The organism is Rhizobium sp. Root483D2 (genome assembly GCF_001426685.1).
Lineage (GTDB): Bacteria > Pseudomonadota > Alphaproteobacteria > Rhizobiales > Rhizobiaceae > Pararhizobium > Pararhizobium qamdonense.
Map to the genome: position 1 here is coordinate 360,489 of NZ_LMFB01000012.1, position 22,880 is coordinate 383,368.

General features: G+C 61.7%; 17 protein-coding genes. 15 read left to right on the plus strand and 2 right to left on the minus strand.

Annotated elements, in window-relative coordinates; genetic code table 11:
• The first annotated feature begins 48 nt into the window (after positions 1-48).
• Positions 49-2,349 (plus strand): ATP-binding protein, encoded by a 2,301-nt coding sequence (locus ASD32_RS11295; RefSeq protein WP_060638106.1) that lies wholly within the window; start codon positions 49-51, stop codon positions 2,347-2,349.
• A gap of 93 nt (positions 2,350-2,442) precedes the next feature.
• Positions 2,443-3,321 carry a GNAT family N-acetyltransferase gene (locus ASD32_RS11300; protein ID WP_060638107.1) on the plus strand — a complete coding sequence of 293 codons (879 nt, stop codon included), beginning with the start codon at positions 2,443-2,445 and terminating at the stop codon, positions 3,319-3,321.
• A gap of 215 nt (positions 3,322-3,536) precedes the next feature.
• Here ASD32_RS11300 and ASD32_RS11305 read toward each other — a convergent pair whose 3' ends face one another.
• The gene (locus ASD32_RS11305; RefSeq protein WP_060638108.1) at positions 3,537-5,822 is read right to left on the minus strand and encodes an NADP-dependent malic enzyme; all 2,286 of its coding nucleotides are present in this window, start codon (positions 5,820-5,822) and stop codon (positions 3,537-3,539) included.
• A gap of 102 nt (positions 5,823-5,924) precedes the next feature.
• Between ASD32_RS11305 and mutS the strand changes: the two genes are divergently transcribed.
• The 3 genes from mutS to murJ all read left to right on the plus strand — a co-directional run bounded on the left by mutS (position 5,925) and on the right by murJ (position 13,202).
• Positions 5,925-8,669: a DNA mismatch repair protein MutS gene (gene mutS, locus ASD32_RS11310; RefSeq protein ID WP_060638109.1), complete on the plus strand. Its 2,745-nt coding sequence runs from the start codon at positions 5,925-5,927 to the stop codon at positions 8,667-8,669.
• A 97-nt stretch (positions 8,670-8,766) separates the two neighbouring features.
• Complete coding sequence (locus ASD32_RS11315; RefSeq protein WP_060638110.1) at positions 8,767-11,613, plus strand: [protein-PII] uridylyltransferase; 2,847 nt, start codon at positions 8,767-8,769, stop codon at positions 11,611-11,613.
• On the plus strand, positions 11,610-13,202 hold the full coding sequence (murJ, locus tag ASD32_RS11320) for a murein biosynthesis integral membrane protein MurJ (protein ID WP_060638111.1): 1,593 nt from the start codon (positions 11,610-11,612) through the stop codon (positions 13,200-13,202). The genes ASD32_RS11315 and murJ overlap by 4 nt, the downstream gene beginning before the upstream one ends.
• Before the next feature lie 3 nt (positions 13,203-13,205).
• On the opposite strand, the gene ASD32_RS11325 is transcribed toward murJ, so the two are convergent.
• Entirely contained in the window at positions 13,206-13,688 is a 483-nt protein-coding gene (locus ASD32_RS11325) for a D-Ala-D-Ala carboxypeptidase family metallohydrolase (protein ID WP_060638112.1), read from the minus strand.
• A gap of 419 nt (positions 13,689-14,107) precedes the next feature.
• Between ASD32_RS11325 and trpS the strand changes: the two genes are divergently transcribed.
• From trpS to ASD32_RS11375, 10 genes are all read left to right on the plus strand, one after another.
• Positions 14,108-15,175 carry a tryptophan--tRNA ligase gene (trpS, locus tag ASD32_RS11330; protein ID WP_060638113.1) on the plus strand — a complete coding sequence of 356 codons (1,068 nt, stop codon included), beginning with the start codon at positions 14,108-14,110 and terminating at the stop codon, positions 15,173-15,175.
• A 53-nt stretch (positions 15,176-15,228) separates the two neighbouring features.
• Positions 15,229-15,720, plus strand: a complete 492-nt coding sequence (locus tag ASD32_RS11335) for a universal stress protein (RefSeq protein ID WP_060638114.1) — start codon at positions 15,229-15,231, stop codon at positions 15,718-15,720.
• A 156-nt stretch (positions 15,721-15,876) separates the two neighbouring features.
• A complete protein-coding gene (locus ASD32_RS11340; RefSeq protein WP_060638115.1) occupies positions 15,877-16,443 on the plus strand; it encodes a NifU family protein in 567 nt (188 codons plus the stop codon).
• A gap of 45 nt (positions 16,444-16,488) precedes the next feature.
• Complete coding sequence (gene tsaB, locus ASD32_RS11345; RefSeq protein ID WP_060638116.1) at positions 16,489-17,154, plus strand: tRNA (adenosine(37)-N6)-threonylcarbamoyltransferase complex dimerization subunit type 1 TsaB; 666 nt, start codon at positions 16,489-16,491, stop codon at positions 17,152-17,154.
• Between the two features lies 1 nt (position 17,155).
• On the plus strand, positions 17,156-17,668 hold the full coding sequence (locus ASD32_RS11350) for an N-acetyltransferase (protein WP_060638117.1): 513 nt from the start codon (positions 17,156-17,158) through the stop codon (positions 17,666-17,668).
• A 141-nt stretch (positions 17,669-17,809) separates the two neighbouring features.
• On the plus strand, positions 17,810-18,598 hold the full coding sequence (locus tag ASD32_RS11355) for a 1-acyl-sn-glycerol-3-phosphate acyltransferase (RefSeq protein ID WP_060638118.1): 789 nt from the start codon (positions 17,810-17,812) through the stop codon (positions 18,596-18,598).
• A 92-nt stretch (positions 18,599-18,690) separates the two neighbouring features.
• On the plus strand, positions 18,691-20,091 hold the full coding sequence (miaB, locus tag ASD32_RS11360; RefSeq protein ID WP_060638184.1) for a tRNA (N6-isopentenyl adenosine(37)-C2)-methylthiotransferase MiaB: 1,401 nt from the start codon (positions 18,691-18,693) through the stop codon (positions 20,089-20,091).
• 29 nt (positions 20,092-20,120) lie between these two features.
• Positions 20,121-21,176 carry a PhoH family protein gene (locus tag ASD32_RS11365; RefSeq protein WP_060638119.1) on the plus strand — a complete coding sequence of 352 codons (1,056 nt, stop codon included), beginning with the start codon at positions 20,121-20,123 and terminating at the stop codon, positions 21,174-21,176.
• Between the two features lie 17 nt (positions 21,177-21,193).
• Positions 21,194-21,700, plus strand: a complete 507-nt coding sequence (ybeY, locus tag ASD32_RS11370) for an rRNA maturation RNase YbeY (RefSeq protein ID WP_060638120.1) — start codon at positions 21,194-21,196, stop codon at positions 21,698-21,700.
• Between the two features lie 12 nt (positions 21,701-21,712).
• Positions 21,713-22,876 (plus strand): hemolysin family protein, encoded by a 1,164-nt coding sequence (locus ASD32_RS11375; RefSeq protein WP_060638121.1) that lies wholly within the window; start codon positions 21,713-21,715, stop codon positions 22,874-22,876.
• Positions 22,877-22,880: the final 4 nt, after the last annotated feature.

A 22,880-nucleotide genomic window follows, 5' to 3' on the forward strand; every position in this document is an offset into this window, starting at 1 on the left:
AGACCGGCTGAAGCCTATCAAAACGCTTGTCATGCTAGGCCAAGCGTCATGAGCGACCTGCCAAACCTGAGAAAACGGATTGCCACCGAGTTCAGCGCACCGAAGCGGACGCTGGCAAGCCGGCGTGCGTCCGAAATGCCCCTGGCCGATGATCCGCATTCGCTGGAGCCGGAAGAGGGGTTCAACGCGCCAAAAGAGCGTCATGCGGCTTTGAAACCGGCCTTGGCCGGTGCCGGGCTTCTGGGGTCCGCTGCCATTCTGGGCACCGGCATTGATGCCGGGTTCTATCTGCTTTCGGCGGGGCTCGCCGTGGCCGGCGTCAGCGGTGCTGCCCTGCTTCTCAAGGACTGGTACCGGGCAAGCACGATACCTGCGGCGAAGGGTCGGCTGCGGGAAGAAAAGGCCAGCGATAGCCGCTGGGAGCGCAGCGAGACGTCGCAGCTTCTCTCCACCATCCATGACGCGCTGGGCGATATCGCCATCATCCGCGAGCCGGGCGGCAAGATCGTCCAGGCCAATTCGGTGTTTTGCCGGATGACCGGGTGGCTGAAGCCGGAGGGGCGTACGTGCGAAGCGTTGGGGATCGAGTTCGAGCCGGCATCGGCCCCCCATCGCTACCGCGTCCGCATCGCGACCGATGCAGGAACGAAAATATTCGACTGGCATGACGTGATCGCCCGCGAGCCGGCAAGTGGTACCTTCATGCTGCACAGCATCGCCCGCGATGTCACGGAGGAAAGCCGGATCGCCCGCGAAAGCGAGGAAGCCCGCCGCCGCGCCGAACATGCCAGCCAGGCAAAATCCCGGCTGCTGGCCACCGTCAGCCACGAAATCCGCACGCCGCTCTCCGGTATTCTCGGCATGAGCCATCTGATCAGCCAGACGCGGCTGACGAGCGAGCAGAAGAACTATCTGGCCGGCATGCGCCAGTCGGGCCATGCGCTGGTGCAATTGGTCGATGACCTCCTGGATTTCTCCTCGATCGAGGCCGGCCGGTTCCAGTTGCGGCCGGCGCCCGAACCGTTGCGCGAAACCATCGAAAGCGTCGTCGAGATGCTGTCGCACCGGGCGCATGAAAAGGGCATCGAGATCGGCGCCACGATCGCTGCCGATGTGCCGGGCCTGATGGACTTCGATGCCGCCCGCCTGCGCCAGGTGCTGTTCAACGTCGTCGGCAACGCGGTCAAGTTCACCCATACCGGCGGCGTTCTCGTCGGCGCCGCGCGGGAGGGCGAAACCATCGTCATCAGCGTCGATGATAGCGGCCCCGGCATGAACGCGCGCGAGCAGGCGCGGGTGTTTGATGAATTCGAGCAAGCGGGCACCCATGCCCAGCGCGCCGGTGGCGCAGGCCTCGGTCTTGCCATTTCCAGGCGGATCATGGAGGAGCACGGCGGCTCCTTGACCCTGTCCAGCATTCCCGGCACCGGCAGCACCTTCCAGATCCGCTTTCCGGCGCTCGGTTGCGATCTGTCCACCGCTTCGCTGGCCAGAAAGGACGTTTTGGGCATGTCGCGCGTGCTGGTCATGGCACCGGCCGGTCCGGCGTCCGCTGCGCTGTCTGCGACGATCCGGACGCTCGGGGGCTCCTGCGAGCGCGCCGAGACATTGGAGGGCGCACAGGCGGCGGCCGTAAAGGCGCTGTCGATGGGCCTGCCGCTGACCGACATTATCGTCGATCACCGCCATGCCGCGCAGTTCCGCCGGCTGCTGGCGCATATTCCGAGCCTGGAGCAGCAACAACTCCGCAAGACCTATCTGATCAATCCTGAAGCCCGAAACGGCCGGCAGATCAACCAGATGGACGGTTACGATGCCTGGCTGATCAGGCCGCTGCGGGAAAAGTCTTTGGTCGAGGTTCTGCGCGGCCGCATGAAAGGAATGGAAGTGCGCGACGCCTTCAACGACAACCGCCCGATGCTGCGCGAGGTTCCGGCGCTGCGCGACAGGCCGGCCGAAGGCGGTGTGCTTCTGGCCGAGGATGATCCGGTCAACGCCTTCATGGTGCGCTCGGTTCTGGAGCGGGCCGGCCACAGTGTCCGGGTCGTCGATGATTTCGGCGCACTTGCCGTCACCTTGTTCGATGCGCCGGCCGGCGCCCGCATTACGCCAGAATTGATCATCAGCGATCTGAACATGCCGGGTGGCGACGGTCTCTCGATGCTGGAACGCCTGCGCCAGCATGAGCGCCAGGAAGGCGTAAAGCCCGTTCCGGTGATCATTTTGACCTCCGATACGCAGCCCGATATGCGCCGGAAACTCCTGAGTGCCGGAGCAAGCGCCGTCCTGTCCAAACCCGCCGATCCGAAGGCGCTGACCGCCGAGATTGACCGGCTGCTTTCCCCGTGATTTTGACGGTTTTCTTGGGTGCCCGATGTCACTATCCTGTCGCAGAAACATGGTTTAAGCCGGACAGGATCAAAGCGACTAGGATGACGTACGATGACAATCGAAACTCTGGATCTGGTTGTGGTGGCTGAGCAGCCGCAAACCCGTGTCCGGGGCGTCAATGCTCCGGCGCATGACATACTTGGCCGTATCGGCAACCTGGAGACACGGCTTGCCCGCAACGCATCCGAGATCGATGCCGCGCAGGCTGTCCGCTACCGGGTGTTTGTCGAGGAAATGAAGGCGCAGATTCCGCAAGAGGCCGACCGCCGCAAGCGCGATGCCGATGCCTGGGATCTGGTCTGCGATCACCTTCTCGTGCTCGACACCGCGATCGAGGGTGACCCGGAAGACCAGATCGTTGGAACCTACCGACTTCTGCGCCAGGATGTAGCGGCCCGCACCGGCGGCTTTTATTCGGCTTCGGAGTTTTCGGTCGGCGCTCTCTTGGAGCGTCATCCAGACAAGAAGTTCATGGAGCTTGGCCGTTCCTGCGTTCTGCCGGAATATCGCACCAAGCGCACCGTCGAGCTTCTATGGCAGGGGAACTGGGCCTATGCGTTGAAATATGGCGTCGATGCCATGTTCGGCTGCGGCTCGTTTCCGGGCGTCATTCCTGAAGAGCACGCATTGGCTTTGTCCTTCCTGCATCACAACATGGTCGTGCGCGGCGAATGGGACGTGTCCGCCCGTCCGGAACTGTTCCGCACCATGGACCTGATGCCGGTCGAAGCAATCAACATGCGCAAGGCGCTGGCCGCCCTGCCGCCGCTGATCAAGGGCTATATGCGGCTCGGCGCCATGGTTGGAAACGGCGCCGTGGTCGATCACGCGTTCCGCACCACCGACGTGCTGATCGTTTTGCCGATCACCAATATTTCCGGCCGCTACCTGAATTATTACGGCGCCGATGCCGGCCGTTTCGCGAGCTGACGGCTCGGGATCCAAAGATTACAGTAAGTTAACTTGACATAATTTAGCAAATATTAATACACATTGCATGTTGATGGTGGCTTGTTGATGCGGTGTCAAATGCAGCGTGCCGGGTATTGAACTTGGGTATTTTTCATCAAGTCTGATATTGCGAGAAAAAAGGGAACCCGCCTTGGATTTTGTCCAGGCGGGTTCTTTCATGTCAGAGACTTGGCTCAGCTATTGGCGTTATGCGCAGCAAGGGCCGCCATGTTGACGATGTCGGAATCCTTCGCCGACATCGAGACGATCTGCACCGACTTGTCGAGGCCGACGAGCAGCGGGCCGATCACGGTCGATCCGCCCAGTTCCTGCAGCATCTTGGTCGAGATCGATGCCGAATGGAAAGCCGGCATGACCAGAACATTGGCCGGGCCGGACAGGCGGCAGAACGGATATTGCTCCATCACCTTGGCATTCAGCGCCACATCGGCTGCCATCTCGCCGTCATATTCGAAATCGACGCGGCGCTTGTCGAGCAGCTTGACCGCTTCGCGCACCCGCTCGGAGCGTTCGCCGGACGGGTGGCCGAAGGTCGAATAGGCAAGGAGCGCCACGCGCGGCACGTAGCCGAGACGTTGTGCAAGCCCCGCGGCCTCCTCGGCAATATCGGCCAGCTCGTCCGCAGACGGCATGTCATGAACGGCGGTATCGGCAACCAGCACCGTGCGGCCGCGGCAGAGCGCCAGCGATACGCCGATGACCCGGTGACCCGGCTTCGGATCGATACAGCGGCGAACGTCCTCAAGGGCTGTGGAATAGTTGCGGGTAATGCCCGTCACCATGCCATCGGCATCACCCAGCGCCACCATGCAGGCGGCGAAATGGTTGCGGTCGTTGTTGATCAGGCGCTGGGCGTCGCGAAACAGGTAGCCCTGCCGCTGCAGCCGCGCGTAGAGATAGTCCGTGTAGGCGCCGGTGCGCTTGGAAATGCGGGCATTGACGAGCTGGATGCCCGGCCGGTCGAGATCGATGCCTTCGCGCTCCGCCGTTTCGCGCATCCGGTCTTCGCGGCCAAGCAGCATGGCGGTGCCGAGTTCCTGATTGGCATAGGCCAGAGCCGAGCGCATCATCTGCACCTCTTCGCCTTCGGCAAAGACGATCCGCTTGGGCTGTCGGCGAACGCGCTCGTAGATCCGCTGCAGCGTCGAGGCGATCGGGTCACGGCGGGCAGACAGCTGCCGTCCATAGGCTGCGAGATCGGGGATCTGCTTGCGGGCAACGCCGCTCTCCATTGCTGCCTTGGCAACGGCAACCGGAATAGCCGAGATCAGGCGCGGATCGAACGGTACGGGAATGATATATTGCGGCCCGAAGCGGGGCCGGTTGCCCTGGTAGGCGGCGGCGACGTCATCCGGCACGTCTTCCTTGGCAAGGCTTGCCAGCGCCTGCGCGGCGGCAATCTTCATCGCCTCGTTGATCGTCGAGGCATGCACGTCGAGCGCGCCACGGAAGATGTAGGGGAAGCCGAGGACGTTGTTGACCTGGTTGGGATAGTCAGAGCGCCCGGTCGCCATGATCGCATCGTCGCGGATGCGCGCGACCTCTTCCGGGGTGATTTCCGGATCCGGATTGGCCATCGCAAAGATGATCGGCCGGTCCGCCATCGAGCGGATCATGTCTTCAGACAATGCGCCCTTCTGCGAAAGACCGAACACCACATCGGCGCCGTCCATGGCTTCCGTCAGTGTGCGGCGGTCGGTTTTCACCGCATGCGCCGATTTCCACTGGTTCATGCCCTCGGTGCGGCCCTGGTAGATTACGCCCTTGGTGTCGCACAGAATGATGTTGGCGGGATTGAACCCCATCGACTTGATCAGCTCGATACAGGCAATCGCTGCCGCACCCGCGCCATTGCAGACAAGCTTGGTCGTCTTGAAGTCGCGGCCGGTCAGCGTCAGCGCATTGATCAGGCCGGCAGCGGCGATGATCGCGGTGCCATGCTGGTCGTCGTGAAAGACCGGGATATCCATCACTTCGCGCAGCTTCTGCTCGATGATGAAACATTCCGGCGCCTTGATGTCCTCCAGGTTGATGCCGCCGAAGGAGGGGCCGAGGAAGCGCACGCAATTGATGAACTCGTCGACATTTTCCGTATCGACTTCAAGGTCGATCGAATCGACATCGGCAAACCGCTTGAAGAGCACCGCCTTGCCCTCCATCACCGGCTTGGAGGCAAGTGCGCCGAGATTGCCAAGGCCGAGAATCGCCGTGCCGTTGGAAATGACGGCGACCATATTGCCGCGTGTCGTATAGTCATAGGCCTTGGAGGGGTCGGCGGCGATCGCCTTGACCGGCACGGCCACGCCCGGCGAATAGGCAAGCGACAGGTCGCGCTGCGTCGCCATCGCCTTGGTCGGCGAGATTTCCAGTTTTCCGGGCCGGCCCTGCGAGTGGAAATCGAGGGCTTCCTGGTCCGTTACGCTGGTTGCGCTGCGACTGCTCTTCTCATTTTCAGCCATGGGTTCTCCAACCTGTTGTGGGCGACGGCTCTCCACAGCCGCTTTGGTGTTGTCTTCTATAAACGCGCGTGGATAGTGTGGCACCACTTTTTTAGGACCACCATGACTTTTGTTCCCGAGCCGATCACCCGCAGTCCCGAGGTTCTCACCGCCGTTCAACTGGCGACGGAGGAGAGCCGCGCCACGGCCACTCCGATGATGGAACAGTTCATCGAGATCAAGGCGAACAACCCGGATTCGCTGCTGTTCTACCGCATGGGCGATTTCTACGAGCTGTTCTTCCAGGACGCGGTCGAAGCCTCGCGGGCGCTCGGCATTACGCTGACCCGGCGCGGCCAGCATCTCGGCCAGGACATCCCGATGTGCGGCGTGCCGGTTCATGCCGCCGATGATTATCTGCAAAAACTGATCGGTCTCGGCTTCCGTGTCGCCGTCTGCGAACAGGTCGAGGATCCGGCGGAAGCCAAGAAGCGCGGCGGAAAATCGGTCGTCAAACGCGATGTCGTGCGCCTCGTCACCCCCGGCACGATTACCGAAGACAAGCTGCTGTCGCCATCGGAATCGAACTACCTGATGGCGCTTGCCCGCATTCGCGGCGGCAATGAACCGGCCATCGCGCTGGCCTGGATCGATATTTCCACCGGCGTCTTCCGGCTGGCCGAAACCACCGAGACGCGGCTTCTGGCCGATATCCTGCGCATCGAGCCGCGCGAGCTGATCCTGGCCGACACGGTCTTTCACGATCCGGAAATGCGCCCGGTCATCGATATTCTCGGCCGCGTCGCGGTTCCGCAGCCAGCCGTCCTGTTCGACAGCGCCACGGCGGAAAACCGCGTCACCCGCTATTACGGCGTGAAAACGCTCGATGGCTTCGGCAGCTTCTCGCGCGCCGAACTGGCCGCCGCCTCGGCCGCGATCTCCTATGTCGAAAAGACCCAGTTTGCCGAGCGGCCGCCGCTCGGTGCGCCGGAACGCGAGAGTGCTGCCTCCACCCTTTTCATCGACCCGGCCACGCGCACCAATCTCGAACTGGTCAAAACCCAGTCGGGCGACCGCAACGGCACGCTGCTGAAGGCGCTGGATCGCACCGTGACAGGCGGCGGCGCACGCCTGCTGGCCGAGCGTCTGATGTCGCCGCTGACCGATCCCGAACGGATCAACGCCCGGCTCGATTCCATCTCGGCGCTTGCCGATCAGCCGTCCTTATGCAGCGACTTGCGTGCCGCGTTGAAACACGTGCCGGACATGCCGCGCGCTCTGTCGCGCCTGTCGCTCGGCCGTGGCGGTCCGCGCGATCTCGGCAGCATTTTGGCCGGCTGCCAGTCTTCAGTCGAGGTTGCCGGCCTGCTGGGCCGTGGCGATCTGTCGGCGGAACTGGATGCCGCACGTCAGGCGGTCAAGGCGCTGCCGCAGGATATGGTCGCAGAACTGGCGGCCATTCTCGGCGACGAACTGCCTTTGCTGAAGCGCGACGGCGGCTTCCTGCGCGATGGCGCGAGCCCCGAACTCGACGAGATGCGGGCGCTGCGCGACCAGTCCCGCCGGGTGATCGCCGGCCTGCAGCTCGATTATGCCGAGGAAACCGGCATCAAGTCGCTGAAGATCAAATATAACAATGTGCTCGGTTATTTCATCGAGGTGACGCAGGGCAATGCCGGGCCGATGACCGACAGCCCGGAAGCCAAGGCCCGCTATATCCATCGCCAGACCATGGCGAACGCGATGCGCTTCACCACGACGGAACTCTCCGACCTCGAAACCAAGATTGCCAATGCGGCCGACCGGGCGCTGACCATCGAGCTTGAAGCCTTTGACAGGCTCTCGGCCATGGTGGTTGCGCAAGCCGAGGCGATCAAGGCGGCAGCGCTTGCGCTGGCGGTGGTGGATGTGTCCGCCGGGCTCGCGACGCTGGCCGAGGAGCAGGCCTATTGCCGCCCGCTGGTCGATACCTCGAAAATGTTTGCCATCGACGGCGGCCGTCATCCGGTCGTCGAGCAGGCGCTGCGCCGTCAGTCCGGCGCCGCCTTCGTTGCCAATGCCTGCGATCTGTCGCCGCATGACGGCGAGGGAGATGGGGCGATCTGGCTGCTTACGGGTCCCAATATGGGTGGTAAATCGACCTTCCTGCGCCAGAACGCGCTGATTGCCATCATGGCGCAGATGGGCGCTTTCGTGCCCGCGACATCGGCCCATATCGGTATTGTCGACCGGCTGTTTTCCCGCGTCGGCGCGTCCGACGATCTTGCCCGGGGCCGCTCCACATTTATGGTCGAAATGGTCGAAACGGCAGCGATCCTCAACCAGGCGACAGATCGCTCGCTCGTCATCCTCGACGAAATCGGCCGTGGTACCGCGACGTTCGACGGCCTGTCGATTGCCTGGGCGTCCGTCGAGCATCTGCACGAGGGCAACCGCTGCCGGGGCCTGTTCGCCACGCATTTCCATGAACTGACGGTTCTGTCCGAAAAGCTCGAGCGCCTGTCGAATGCGACGATACGCGTCAAGGAATGGGATGGCGACGTGATTTTTCTGCACGAGGTCGGTCCCGGCGCTGCCGACCGTTCCTATGGCATCCAGGTTGCCCGCCTTGCCGGCCTGCCGGCCTCCGTCGTTGCCCGCGCCAAGGACGTGCTGGCAAAGCTGGAGGACGCCGACCGCAAGAACCCGGCCAGCCAGCTGATCGACGACCTGCCGCTGTTCCAGGTGGCCATCCGCCGCGAGGAGCGCGTCAAGGCAGGTCCATCCAAGGTCGAAGAAGCTTTGAAAAGCCTCAATCCCGATGATATGACCCCACGGGAAGCCATGGATGCGCTTTATGCGCTGAAGAAACAACTTGGCAATTCTTGATCGCTAGTCTCTTGTCGGCTCTCTGACAAAAGGTCTATAGCGCATGCAAAATCAGCGGCTCGCAGAGCCCGCCGGACAGGAAGACGGTCGGCCTTTGATGACCAAGCACGAAACGTCATTTCCCGATATCCTGAATGTCCCGGCACTCAGGGCCAAGTGCAGTTTCATCGCTTCGGCGCATGCGGAACATCGCGACATGATGCGCCAGGCGCTTCTGGCAGCGTTCAAGCAGGCCAATCTGGCCGGCCGCGAAAAGGCGCGCGAACTGTTGCTGGAAGACGGCAGCGGCTTGAAATGCGCCGAGCGGATTTCCTGGCTGCAGGACCAGCTGATTACAGTCCTCCACGATTTTGTCCTGAACGAGGTGTTCGACGCCGCCCACGCACAGCCCTCCACCCGCATCGCCGTGACCGCCGTCGGCGGCTATGGCCGTGGCACGCTGGCGCCGGGCTCCGATATCGATCTTCTCTTCCTGCTGCCGGTGAAGAAAGCCGTCTGGGCCGAGCCCGCCATCGAGTTCATGCTCTATATCCTGTGGGATCTCGGCTTCAAGGTCGGCCATGCCACGCGCACCATCGAGGAGTGCATCCGGCTGTCGCGCAGCGACATGACCATCCGCACGGCGATCCTCGAAACCCGCTATATCTGCGGCTCGAAGGAACTGACCGAGGAGCTGGAAATCCGCTTCGACAGCGAAATCGTCAAGAATACCGGCCCCGACTTCATCGCCGCCAAGCTCGCCGAGCGCGACGAGCGGCACCGCAAGGCGGGCGACACCCGCTACCTGGTCGAGCCGAACGTCAAGGAAGGCAAGGGCGGCCTGCGCGACATCCACACGCTGTTCTGGATCGCCAAATATTTCTACCGGGTGAAGGATTCCGCCGATCTCATCAAGCTCGGCGTTCTCTCGCGCCAGGAATACCAGCTCTTCCAAAAAGCCGACGATTTTCTCTGGGCGGTGCGCTGCCACATGCATTTTCTAACGGGAAAGGCGGAAGAGCGGCTGTCCTTCGATATCCAGCGCGAGATTGCCGAAAGCCTCGGCTATCACGACCACCCCGGCATGACCGCCGTCGAACGCTTCATGAAGCACTATTTCCTGGTGGCGAAGAATGTCGGCGATCTCACCCGCATCTTCTGCGCGGCGCTGGAGGACCAGCAGGCCAAGCAGCTTCCCGGCTTCACCGCAGCGCTCAGCCGCTTCACCCACCGCGTGCGCAAGATCGCCGGTACGCTGGAATTCGTCGATGACGGCGGCCGTATCGCGCTGGCCAGCACCGATATCTTCAAGCGCGACCCGGTCAACCTGATCCGCATCTTCCATGTCGCCGATATCAACGGGCTGGAGTTTCATCCGGCGGCCTTGAAACAGGTGACGCGTTCGCTTGCCCTGATCACGCCCGCCGTGCGCGACAATGAGGAGGCCAACCGCCTGTTCATGTCGATGCTGACGTCGAAGCGCAATCCGGAACTCATCCTGCGCCGGATGAACGAGGCCGGTGTGCTTGGCCGCTTCATTCCCGAATTCGGCAAGATCGTTTCGCTGATGCAGTTCAACATGTATCATCACTATACGGTGGACGAGCATCTGCTCCGTGCCGTCGATGTGCTGTCGCGCATCGATCAGGGCCGCGACGAGGAACTGCATCCGCTCGCCGTCAAACTGATGCCGGGCGTCGAGGACCGCACCGCCCTGTTCGTCGCCGTTCTCCTGCACGACGTCGCCAAGGGCCGTCCGGAGGATCATTCGACCGCCGGTGCCAAGGTCGCCCGCAAGCTCTGCCCGCGCTTCGGCATGACGCCCAAGCAGACAGAAACGGTAGCGTGGCTGATCGAAGAGCATCTGACCATGTCGATGGTGGCGCAGACGCGCGATCTCAACGACCGCAAGACGATCATCGATTTCACCGAAAAGGTACAGTCGCTCGACCGGCTGAAAATGCTTCTGATCCTGACGATCGCCGATATTCGCGCCGTCGGCCCCGGTGTGTGGAACGGCTGGAAGGGCCAGCTGCTGCGCACGCTTTATTATGAGACCGAATTGCTGCTGTCGGGCGGCTTTTCTGATCTGCCGCGCAAGGAACGTGCGGCGCATGCCGCCGACGTGCTGTTCGATGCGCTGTCCGACTGGAGCCAGAAGGACCGCAAGACCTATACCAAGCTGCACTACCAGCCGTATCTTCTTTCCGTGCCGCTCGAAGACCAGCTGCGCCACGCCCGCTTCATTCGCGAGGCCGACAAGGCCGGCCGGGCTTTGGCGACGATGGTGCGCACGCACCAGTTCCATGCCATCACCGAGATCACCATCCTCTCGCCGGACCATCCGCGGCTGCTGGCTGTGATCGCCGGCGCCTGCGCTGCGGCCGGTGCCAATATCGTCGATGCGCAGATTTTCACCACGTCCGACGGCCGGGCGCTGGATACGATCCTGATCACCCGCGAATTTCCGGTCGATGACGACGAGATGCGCCGGGCAGCGAGCATCGGCAAGATGATCGAGGACGTGCTGTCGGGCAAGAAGCGCCTGCCGGAAGTGATCGCCAGCCGCACGAAACACCGCAAGCGCAACAAGGCCTTCACGGTGCCGCCGGCCGTCACCATCAGCAACAGCCTGTCCAACAAGTTCACCGTCATCGAGGTGGAGTGCCTCGACCGCACCGGCCTGCTTTCGGAAATCACCGCCGTGCTCTCCGACCTGTCGCTCGACATCGCCTCCGCGCATATCACCACATTCGGCGAAAAAGTCATCGATACGTTCTATGTCACCGACCTCGTCGGGCAGAAGATCACCAACGAAGGCCGCCAGAGCAATATCATTGCGCGGCTCAAAGCCGTGATGTCGGACGAGGCGGACGAGATGCGCGACCGCATGCCATCCGGCATGATCGCCCCGCAACATACCCGCTCCGTCACCGGTGCGAAAAAAGCCAAGGCGGAATCATGAGCCTCGTCAAGAAATTCATGACCGTCGGCGGCGCTACGCTCGGCAGCCGCATTTTCGGATTTGCCCGCGAAATGCTGATGGCGGCCGCACTTGGAACCGGCCCGATGGCCGACGTGTTCTATGCGGCGTTCCGCTTTCCCAACCTGTTTCGCCGCCTGTTTGCCGAAGGCGCTTTCAACGCAGCCTTCGTGCCGCTGTTTTCCAAGGAGATCGAAGCCAACGGCACGGATGGCGCCAAGCGTTTCTCCGAAGAAGTGTTCGGCGTGCTGTTCACGGTGCTGCTGCTGATCACCATCGCGATGGAACTGTCGATGCCACTTCTGGTGCGCTTCGTCATCGCGCCCGGCTTTGCCGATGATGCCGGGAAATCAGCGCTCACCGTGCGCATGGCCATGGTGATGTTCCCCTATCTCATGTGCATGTCGCTGACGGCGATGATGAGCGGCATGCTCAATTCGTTGCATCACTTCTTCGCTGCCGCCGTCGCCCCAATTTTTCTCAACGTGGTGATGATCGGCGCGCTCGCCTATGCGCTCTATACCGGCGCCGATCCGCTCACCACCGCCTGGTATCTGTCTTGGGGCGTGCTGGTTGCCGGCATCCTGCAGCTTGGCGTCGTCTATCTCGGCGTGCGTCATGCAGGCATGAGCATCGGCCTCAAATTTCCGCGTCTGACCCCCAACGTCAAACGCCTGCTGATACTTGCAGTCCCCGCCGCGATTACCGGCGGCATCACCCAGATCAACCAGCTGATCGGCCAGGCGATCGCCTCGGCCCAGGATGGCGCGATTGCAGCCCTGCAATATGCCGACCGGATCTATCAGCTCCCGCTTGGGGTCGTCGGCGTCGCTGTCGGCGTCGTCCTGCTGCCGGAATTGTCGCGCGCGCTGAAGGGCGGCCATTTGCGCGAGGCGGGAAGCCTGCAGAACCGCTCGATCGAGTTCGTGCTGTTCCTGACCATTCCGGCGGCCTTTGCGCTCTGGATCCTCTCCGACGAGATCATAAGGGTTCTGTTCGAACGTGGCGCTTTCCATGCCGGCAATACCGCTGTCGTCGGCTCGATCCTTGCCATCTACGGCATCGGCCTGCCGGCTTTCGTTCTGATCAAGGCGCTGCAGCCCGGTTTCTACGCGCGCGAGGATACGAAGACGCCGATGCGGTTTTCCGCCATTTCGGTCGCCGCCAACTGCGCCCTCGCCATCACGCTGTTTCCGCGTCTCGGCGCGCCGGGCATTGCCGTTGCCGAAGCCACGGCCGGGTGGATCAGCACTGTCCTGCTCTTCGTCACGCTTCTGCGCCGCGGTCATCTTGTCTGGGAATGGGCTCTGGTGCGCCGGGCCGCATTGCTGGTCGTTGCCGCCTCGATCATGGGCGGCGTGCTCTATTATCTGCGCGGCGTCTTTGCCGCGTCGCTTGCCTCAGGATCGCCGTTCTGGACGAAGCTGGGCGCGCTTGGCATTCTCATCGGCGTCTCGATCGTCGTCTATTTCACGGTCGCCTTCCTGATCGGCGGGGCGGATCTGTCGATGATCCGGCGCAATATCAAGCGCAAGGGTGCCGCAAGCGTCCCGCCGCCAGAAGATATCTAGACGTCAGGCCCGTTTTCCCGAGCGGCGCTTGGCGCTGAGGAAATGTCCCTTCGATCTGCCGCAATGGGTCCAGTGGCGGCGCGCGCCGGTATCGACATGAACAATGCCGTTGCAATAGCGGCCGATACCGCCAATGCCCGGTGCTGTCTTTGCCGCAGCAAGGATCTTGCTTTCCGGCACGCCGGGCACGCGGATATCGGCGGCCTGGCAAAACCGGTGCATCGAACCGGAACGGTGCGCCTGAGGCCGGTGGCCCGAGGTTACCAGCGGCCGGGTCCCGGTTTTAGCGGCAATATGTGCCAAAATGCCCTCAAGGCGCGGTGAAAAGCAGCCCGTGCGGACCGACACGGTCTGCACGGCATAGGCTGTCGTTCTCTGGTGGACGGGAAGCTTCACTTTGCGCGGACGGTCGTCCTGGGCTTCGGCGATGGCAAAACTGGAGATGGCGAGCAGGCACGCAAGTGCGAGCGAGAATAGGTTACGCATGACAATCCCTTTGGCATGGCCCCGTTTGATGTCCTGAGTGGATCGGGGCGCATGCAAATGTCGGTTCGCCGCGCCATTGCTGCGCGCAGTCACAGCCGGATGAACTCGGCTGGGAACCCTGTTGTGGTGGCGGATTGGCAAATTCATCCGAAATGAAGCAATTTTATGAAATTTTCTTCTGATAGCTCCAAAGAGCTATGCCGTATTTCCGCCTTACCTATTAATTTGAAGAGAATATTAGAGTAAAAAATTCCAACTTGAATCTTTGGATTCAATGTCTTGGCGGTTGCTTGCCTTCCGATCGGCAAGTTTAGCCACCGGGCTGGGCCGCATGCCTCTTGATCGCCGCTGCGCCTATGTGCATAAGCCCGCCAACAGCAACAGAGGCCGGGCCCTCCACAAGCCCGAATGAGGACACGATGTCAGACTTCAAGCCGCTCGTTTTTTCCGGCGTCCAGCCGACAGGCAATCTCCATCTCGGCAATTATCTCGGCGCGATCCGCAAGTTCGTGGCGCTGCAGGAAAACAATGACTGCATCTATTGCGTCGTCGATCTGCATGCGATCACCGCGCAATTGGTGCATGAGGACATGCCCGGCCAGATCCGCTCGATCGCCGCCGCCTTCATCGCGTCCGGCATCGACCCCACGAAGCATATCGTCTTCAACCAGTCCGCCGTGCCGCAGCATGCCGAGCTGGCCTGGATCTTCAATTGCGTCGCCCGCATCGGTTGGATGGAACGCATGACCCAGTTCAAGGACAAGTCCGGCGGCAAGAATGCCGAGCAGATGTCGCTCGGGCTGCTCGCCTATCCGAGCCTGATGGCTGCCGATATCCTCGTCTACCGCGCCACCCATGTGCCCGTCGGCGACGACCAGAAGCAGCATCTGGAGCTGGCCCGCGATATCGCCCAAAAGTTCAATATCGACTTCGGCGATCATATCCGCCGGACGGATTACGGCATCGATATCAAGGTCGGCGAAGAGCCGGTACATGCCTATTTCCCGATGGTCGAGCCGCTGATCGGCGGCCCGGCGCCGCGCGTCATGTCGCTGCGCGATGGCACCAAGAAAATGTCGAAATCGGATGCCTCCGATCTTTCGCGCATCAACCTGATGGACGATGCCGAGACGATCTCGAAGAAGATCCGCAAGGCAAAGACCGATCCGGATGCGCTACCCAGCGAAGCCGATGGCCTGAAGGGCCGTCCCGAAGCCGACAATCTCGTCGGCATCTACGCCGCCCTGTCGGACAAGACCAAGGCTGAGGTTCTCGCAGAGTTCGGCGGCCAGCAGTTCTCGGTCTTCAAGCCGGCGCTGATCGATCTCGCGGTCACCGTTCTCGCCCCGATCTCGGGCGAAATGCGCCGCCTGATGGATGACACCACCCATATTGACGGCATCCTGCGCGATGGCGGCGAGCGGGCGCGGGCGCGCGCAGAAGTGACGATGAAACAGGTCCGGGAGATCGTCGGCTTTCTGCAATAAATCGCCGCAAAAGAAACCTTGCAGCCAAAAATATCGGGTGTAAGAGTCGCGGCATGGTTTCAACACGACTCTCAAGACTGGAAGGTCACCGCCGCAAATTCATGGCGGTGATCGACGATACCCCGGAATGCGGACGCGCTGTCCACTATGCCGGCATGCGCGCGAAAAACTCCAATGGCGGCCTCGTGCTGCTCTACGTCATCGCTGATGCCGATTTCCAGCAATGGCTGGGTGTCGAGGGCATCATGCGGGCGGAGGCCCGTGCCGAGGCCGAGGCGACGCTGGCCAAGATCGCCCAGACGGTGCGCGAAACGATCGGCATCGAGCCGGAAATGGTGATCCGCGAAGGTGGCGCGACCGATCAGATCTACGGTTTGATCGAGGAAGACCGCGACATCGCCATCCTGGTTCTGGCCGCAGGTTCGGCCAAGGATGGTCCGGGACCGCTGGTCTCCTCGATTGCCGGCAAGACCGCCGCATTTCCAATTCCTGTCACGGTCATTCCTGATCTTTTGACAGACGAGGAAATCGACGCACTGAGCTGAACCCTGCCATCGAGTGCAGGATCAATGGAATTGATCCTGGGGTGGCGCAAACGCTGGTCCACGCATCTTGATGCGGCCGGTCAAAACGCCTATATTCTTTTGAATAATTCTAAACAGGCTGGTTGAACACGATCCCGGCCGACGCGGAGCAAAGACATGTTCATCCAGACCGAAGCCACGCCGAACCCCGCCACGCTGAAATTCCTGCCGGGCAAGGTGGTGATGGAAAATGGCACGGCGGAATTCCGCGACGAGGAAGAGGCCGCAGCCGGATCGGCTCTCGCCGTACGGCTGTTCATGATCCCTGGCGTCACCGGCGTCTATTTCGGCTATGATTTCATCACGGTCACCAAGGAAGCGCAGGAATGGCAGCACCTGAAACCCGCTATCCTCGGCTCGATCATGGAGCATTTCATGTCCGGCCAGCCGGTCATGGCGGTTCATACCCGCGCTGAAGAAAGCGACCAGGACGGCGAATTCTTCGAGGAAGGCGACGAGACGATCGTCGCGACCATCAAGGAATTGCTGGAAACCCGCGTGCGTCCGGCTGTGGCCCAGGATGGCGGCGATATCACCTTCAAGGGTTTCCGCGATGGCACGGTCTTCCTCAACATGAAGGGCGCCTGCGCCGGCTGCCCATCCTCGACGGCGACGCTGAAGCATGGCGTGCAGAACCTGCTGCACCATTTCATCCCTGAAGTTCAGGCGGTCGAAGCCGTCTAAGCGAGCGTTTTCAGTGCCGCAACTGACCTTAAAAGTTGAACCATCATGATCGTCCTGGCCATTGATACGGCCGGGACGGGCTGTTTTGCTGCTGTCTATGACGATAGCACCGACACGGTTCTCGCTTCTGCCGGTGCCGATATCGGCCGTGGCCATGCCGAGCTGCTGATGGGCTTCATCGATCAGGCGCTGGCGGAAAGCGGCAAGGTGCTGGCGGATATCGGCCGCATCGCCGTCACCGTCGGCCCAGGGTCCTTTACCGGCATCCGTGTCGGCGTTGCAGCAGCGCGCGGGTTTGCGCTGGCGCTTGGCGTGCCTGCGGTTGGCGTCACGACGCTTTCGGCCATTGCTGAAGCGGCCCGCGCGGCAAATCCCGGACGCGCCATCTTGGCGACGATCGACGCCAAGCGCGAGGAACTCTATTGCCAGAGTTTTGAAGCGGATGGCACGGCGCGCAGCAAACCGCTGATGCTGGAAATTCCAGAGGCGCAAAGGTTGTTTGCCGATTTCGATGGCGTCGTCTGCGGCACCGCCGCGAAGCATCTGACGGCCCAGCCGGCGGAAAATACCGCGCAAACGGACCTCACCGATATCCGCCTCGTCGCGCGCCTCGGTGCTGCAGCCGATCCGTCGAAGGGCAAACCCAGCCCGCTCTATCTGCGCGGCCCGGACGTCAAGTCGCAGGCGGGTTTTGCGGTGGCGCGAGCCTAAGATGCCGCTCACCGACTTTTTCGCCCGCAAGCCTGAATTCGAAATCTTCGCCCTGGAAACGGCTGATCTGCCGCAGGCCGCCGCCATCCACAAATCGCGCTTCACCCATGCCTGGAGCGATGGCGAACTTCATTCGCTGCTGATCCAGGACACTGTCTTCGGCTTCATCGCCCGCCAGAACAACGCCTATACGCGGCCGTTCATTACCCAGCCGTTTGTTGGCGGTTTTGTCCTCTCTAGGGTTGCTGCCGGTGAGGCGGAAATCCTGACGATCGGCGTCGATCCCCGGTTTTCGCGGCTCGGTCTCGGCTGGCGGCTGATGCGGGCGGCATTGCGCGAGGCGCGCGATCAGGCGGCCGAGGCGGTTTTCCTCGAGGTTGACGAGACCAATGCCGCAGCCATTGCTCTCTACCGCAAACTCGGCTTTGCCAAAGTCGGCGAAAGACGTGCCTATTATCAGGGAGTGAACGGCGTCAAAACCGGCGCCCTTGTCATGCGCCTCGATCTTGGTTAGAGCCGCTAGAACCGGCTGATGTGAAGCGGACCTTTAAAGAGAGACGTGCTTGCGCTGCAATCCCGACACACCCTGCAGAAATCCCGATAGCCGCTGCGCCTCGCTGCGGGCGGCGATGCGAGATGCCGGATTGGGAAACCCGTGATCAATTGGCTGCGCGTCGCGCTCTGCATGACACTTCTCGTTGTTGCGACCCTTGTCATGGCTCCGGTGCAGATCCTCTTTCTCTGGCTGGACGTGCCGCAGCGCCGCACGCTGCCTCGGCTATGGCACCGCATGGCCTGCCGTCTCGTCGGCATCCGGGTGCGGGTGCATGGCACGCCGGACCCGCAGCGGCCGCTGATGCTGGTGTCGAACCATGCCAGCTGGAAGGATATCCTCGTTCTCGGTTCGATCGCCGATGTGGTGTTCGTCGCCAAGTCCGACGTCAAGGCCTGGCCGGTCTTCGGGGTGCTGGCGCGGCTGCAGGCAACCATCTTCATCGAGCGCGAGCAAAAGCGCACCACCGGCAATCAGGTCAACGAGATCGGCAAGCGCCTGGCCGATGGCGAAATCGTCGTGCTGTTTCCTGAAGGCACGACATCGGACGGCAACCGGCTTTTGGAGATCAAGACCTCGCTGTTTGGCGCCGCCGCAGCCGCCGTGCCGCTGTCGCCGACCGGCGCGGTCCACGTCCAGCCCGTCGCCATCGCCTATACCGGTATCCACGGCATGCCGATGGGAAGATATCACCGGCCGGTCGCCGCCTGGCCGGGCGACATTCCGCTCGGGCCGCATCTGCTCGGCATCCTGCATGAGGGCGCCGTCGATGTGGATGTCATCTATGGCGAACAGATCACCTATACGGCACAGAGCAACCGCAAGGTCGTCAGCCGCCAGGTGGAAAAAAGCATCCGCGAAATGCTGGCCCTGAAGCTGCGTGGCCGCTGAACGGTCAAGAGATCGAGTGCTGTCGGCCCCATCGAATTCGAACGGTCTCTTGGGGCTTCAATTTTAGGCCCTGATGCTCTATGGAACCGGACATGACACAGGAAATCGCCGTTTTATCCGCAAAGCCTGACATGGCTCTCGAAAGCCCGCCGGTCCGCAAGGTCTTCGTGAAGACCTATGGCTGTCAGATGAACGTCTATGATTCCGACCGGATGACGGATGCGCTGGCGAAAGACGGCTATGTCTCGACCGACGTCATGGAAGATGCCGATCTCGTCCTGTTGAATACCTGTCATATCCGCGAGAAAGCCGCCGAGAAGGTTTACTCGGCGCTCGGGCGGCTGCGCGACCTGAAGAAGAAAAAGGCCGGCGAAGGCCGCGAGATGATGATCGGCGTGGCCGGCTGCGTTGCGCAGGCCGAAGGCGACGAAATCCTGCGCCGCGCGCCCGCCGTCGATCTCGTCATCGGACCGCAGACCTATCACCGGCTTCCCGAAGCCTTGAAGCGCGTCCAGCGCGGCGAGCGGGTGCTGGAAACCGATTATGCGATCGAAGACAAGTTCGAGCATCTGCCGGCACCGGACAAGGCAAAGACGAAGGCAAGGGGCGTCACTGCGTTTCTCACGGTCCAGGAAGGCTGCGACAAGTTCTGCACCTTCTGCGTCGTGCCGTATACGCGCGGCTCGGAAGTCTCCCGGCCGGTCGCGCAGATCGTTGCCGAGGCGCAGAAGCTGGTGGATGCCGGCGTGCGCGAAATCACCCTGCTCGGCCAGAACGTCAATGCCTGGCATGGCGCCGGCGCCGGCGGCGAGAAGTGGGGGCTCGGCGAGCTTCTGCACCGCTTGACGCGGATCGAGGGCCTGGCCCGTCTGCGCTATACGACCAGCCATCCGCGCGACATGGATGACAGCCTGATCGAGGCCCATCGCGATCTGAAGCAGCTGATGCCCTATCTGCATCTGCCGATCCAATCCGGCTCCAACCGTATCCTGAAGGCGATGAACCGGCGCCATACAACGGCCGAATACATCGCGCTGATCGCCCGCATCAAAGCGGCAAGACCCGATCTGGCGCTGTCGGGCGATTTTATCGTCGGGTTCCCCGGCGAGACCGACGAGGATTTCGAGGACACGCTGCGCCTCGTCGAAACCGTTGGTTATGCACAGGCATTTTCGTTCAAATATTCGACCCGCCCAGGCACTCCAGGCGCCGATCTCGGCGATCAGGTGCCGGAGGACGTCAAGGCCAAGCGATTGGAAAGATTGCAGGCTTTGTTGTTGAAACAGCAAAACGAATTTGCACAACAGTGTATCGGCAAGACCATCGACCTGCTTTTAGAGAAGCCCGGCCGGATGCCCGGACAGTTGATCGGACGTTCACCCTGGCTGCAATCGGTGAATGTTGATGCAAACGCATCGCAAATCGGTGACATTGTTTCTGTACGAATCACTGGTGCGGGGCCTAACAGTCTGTTTGCCGAAGTGGTAAGCTGAGGGACCGCTAACTCAAGGAGCCTGACCGCTTGAACGGACACGAATTGGTTTCATCCTCGCCGCGCCAGTCGAAAACATCCGCGACAGACGTCAATCACTTCGTGCTCACATTTGAGAACAACCGGTTCGCCAGCGAGCTGTTTGGCCAGTTTGACCAAAATCTCAAATTGATCGAACAGCGCCTGCATATCGATGCACGGCCGCGCGGCAATTCCGTTTCGATCTCGGGTGAGGTCGTCGCCACCAATCAGGCACGCCGGGCGCTCGATTATCTCTACGGCCGCCTGCAGAACGGCAGCACCGTCGAATCCTCCGATGTCGAAGGCGCCATCCGCATGGCGGTGGCCGCCGATGACCAGCTACAGTTGCCGACCATGGAAAAGAAAGCCAAGCTGAACCTCGCGCAGATTTCGACGCGCAAGAAGACCGTCGCGGCCCGGACGCCGACGCAGGACGCCTATATGCGCGCGCTGGAGCGGTCCGAACTGGTGTTCGGCGTCGGCCCCGCCGGCACCGGCAAGACCTATCTGGCAGTTGCGCACGCAGCACAGCTCCTGGAACGCGGCGCCGTCGATCGCATCGTGCTGTCGCGTCCGGCCGTGGAAGCGGGCGAACGCCTCGGCTTCCTGCCCGGTGATATGAAGGACAAGGTCGATCCATATCTGCGTCCGCTCTACGATGCGCTCTATGACATGATGCCGGGCGACAAGGTTGAACGGGCAATCACTGCCGGCGTCATCGAAATCGCTCCTCTCGCCTTCATGCGCGGGCGCACGCTTGCCAATGCCGCCGTCATCCTCGACGAGGCGCAGAACACCACGGCGATGCAGATGAAGATGTTCCTGACGCGTCTCGGCGAAAACGGCCGGATGATCGTCACGGGCGATCCAAGCCAGGTCGACCTGCCGCGCGGCGTCAAGTCCGGCCTTGTCGAAGCCCTGCAGATCCTGAAAGGTGTCGAAGGCGTTTCAGTCGTCCGCTTCAAGGACGTCGATGTCGTCCGCCATCCGATGGTTGCCCGGATCGTGCGCGCCTATGAGGCCACGACGGCCGTGCATGACGAAAGCGAGCAGAGCGACCGCTGAGGCGGACGCAGCAATTCATGACGAGCCTTGATATCCAGATCAGCGTCGAGGAAGGTTCATGGCCTTCCGAGACGGACCTTTTATCGCTGAGCGAACGCGTGCTTGGCGCAAGCGCCGATGTTCTCAAGCGCGCGGAAAAGCAGCCTTTTCCAAAAATGCCGCCGGAACTCTCGCTGGTTTTCACCGACGATGCTTCGATCAGAGAGATCAACGCGCAATGGCGCAGCCAGGACAAGCCGACAAACGTACTGTCATTCCCGGCCTTTCCGGTGACCCCCGGCAAGATGCCGGGGCCGATGCTCGGCGATATCATCCTTGCTTATGAGACGCTGGTGCGCGAGGCTGACGATCTCGGCAAGCCGTTCGATGAGCATCTCACCCATCTTCTGGTGCATGGATTTCTGCATCTTTTCGGCTATGATCACCTCATTGAGAGTGATGCGGAAAGAATGGAGAGCCTTGAGACTCGCATTTTGGCCGGTCTTGGTTTATCTGATCCCTATGGGGATAGTGATCCCGTTTGATAGTTTGGAACAATGAGCGATTTTAGAGCGCAGCCGGCCCCGGTTGCAAGAGACGAGGCGGAAGCCTCCAGTCAGGATGAAGCGGGCAGTAGTAGCACCGCCCCGAAACCTGAGAACGGCAAGTCGGGCTCCTCCTTCTGGAGCCGTGCAGCCCGGATCTGGCGTGCGGGCAATGCCTCCAGCCTTCGTGAAGATCTCGCCGATGCGCTGATGACAGGTGGCGCCGATGGCGATACTGCCTTTTCGCCGGCCGAACGCGCCATGCTCAACAATATCCTGCGTTTCCGCGAAGTCCGCGTCGAGGACGTCATGGTTCCGCGTGCCGATATCGAGGCCGTGGATCTCAGCATCACCATTGCCGAGCTGATGGTGATTTTCGAGGAATCCGGCCGCTCGCGCATGCCGGTCTACAGCGAAAGCCTCGATGATCCCCGCGGCATGGTCCATATCCGCGACCTGCTGTCCTATGTGACCAAGCAGGCTCGCAACAAGCGGCGCAATGGCAGCCGTTCGACGGCAACTGCGACGGCGATTACGGCGGAAAAGCCGGAAAAGCCGGTGCGCCAGCCCAAGCCCGGCTTCGATCTCGGCCGTATCGATCTGTCCAAGACGGTTGAAGAGGCCGGCATCATCCGGCAGGTCCTGTTCGTGCCGCCGTCCATGCATGCCTCCGACCTGATGCAGCGCATGCAGGCCGCCCGTATCCAGATGGCCCTGGTAATCGACGAATATGGCGGGACCGATGGCCTCGCCTCGCTGGAAGATATCGTTGAAATGGTCGTCGGCGATATCGAAGACGAGCATGACGATGAAGAAGTGATGTTCGCCAAAACCTCGGATGACGTATTTGTCGCCGATGCTCGCGTCGAACTGGAAGAGATTGCCGCTGCGATCGGGCCGGATTTCGACGTGCGCGAGCAGCTCGAAGATGTCGATACGCTGGGTGGCCTGGTCTTTGCCGCGCTCGGCCGTATTCCCGCCCGTGGCGAGGTGGTTCAGGCCATTCCCGGCTTTGAATTCCAGGTGCTGGATGCCGATCCGCGCCGCGTGAAGCGCGTGCGGATCGTCCGCAAGCGCCCGCCGGCCCGCCGCCGTCCAGTAAAGGGCGAAGAGGATCTGCCATTCGAGGCAACGCCAATCGCCCAGCCGGAGACCTCGCTGCGCGAAACGGGATAACCCC

Excerpts from the sequence above, each read along its gene's own strand:
- ASD32_RS11295 (WP_060638106.1), top strand. The coding sequence starts at position 49 with ATGAGCGACCTGCCAAACCTGAGAAAACGGATTGCCACCGAGTTCAGC.
- ASD32_RS11300 (WP_060638107.1), top strand. The coding sequence starts at position 2,443 with ATGACAATCGAAACTCTGGATCTGGTTGTGGTGGCTGAGCAGCCGCAA.
- ASD32_RS11305 (WP_060638108.1), bottom strand. The coding sequence starts at position 5,822 with ATGGCTGAAAATGAGAAGAGCAGTCGCAGCGCAACCAGCGTAACGGAC.
- mutS (WP_060638109.1), top strand. The coding sequence starts at position 5,925 with ATGACTTTTGTTCCCGAGCCGATCACCCGCAGTCCCGAGGTTCTCACC.
- ASD32_RS11315 (WP_060638110.1), top strand. The coding sequence starts at position 8,767 with ATGACCAAGCACGAAACGTCATTTCCCGATATCCTGAATGTCCCGGCA.
- murJ (WP_060638111.1), top strand. The coding sequence starts at position 11,610 with ATGAGCCTCGTCAAGAAATTCATGACCGTCGGCGGCGCTACGCTCGGC.
- ASD32_RS11325 (WP_060638112.1), bottom strand. The coding sequence starts at position 13,688 with ATGCGTAACCTATTCTCGCTCGCACTTGCGTGCCTGCTCGCCATCTCC.
- trpS (WP_060638113.1), top strand. The coding sequence starts at position 14,108 with ATGTCAGACTTCAAGCCGCTCGTTTTTTCCGGCGTCCAGCCGACAGGC.
- ASD32_RS11335 (WP_060638114.1), top strand. The coding sequence starts at position 15,229 with ATGGTTTCAACACGACTCTCAAGACTGGAAGGTCACCGCCGCAAATTC.
- ASD32_RS11340 (WP_060638115.1), top strand. The coding sequence starts at position 15,877 with ATGTTCATCCAGACCGAAGCCACGCCGAACCCCGCCACGCTGAAATTC.
- tsaB (WP_060638116.1), top strand. The coding sequence starts at position 16,489 with ATGATCGTCCTGGCCATTGATACGGCCGGGACGGGCTGTTTTGCTGCT.
- ASD32_RS11350 (WP_060638117.1), top strand. The coding sequence starts at position 17,156 with ATGCCGCTCACCGACTTTTTCGCCCGCAAGCCTGAATTCGAAATCTTC.
- miaB (WP_060638184.1), top strand. The coding sequence starts at position 18,691 with ATGACACAGGAAATCGCCGTTTTATCCGCAAAGCCTGACATGGCTCTC.
- ybeY (WP_060638120.1), top strand. The coding sequence starts at position 21,194 with ATGACGAGCCTTGATATCCAGATCAGCGTCGAGGAAGGTTCATGGCCT.
- ASD32_RS11375 (WP_060638121.1), top strand. The coding sequence starts at position 21,713 with ATGAGCGATTTTAGAGCGCAGCCGGCCCCGGTTGCAAGAGACGAGGCG.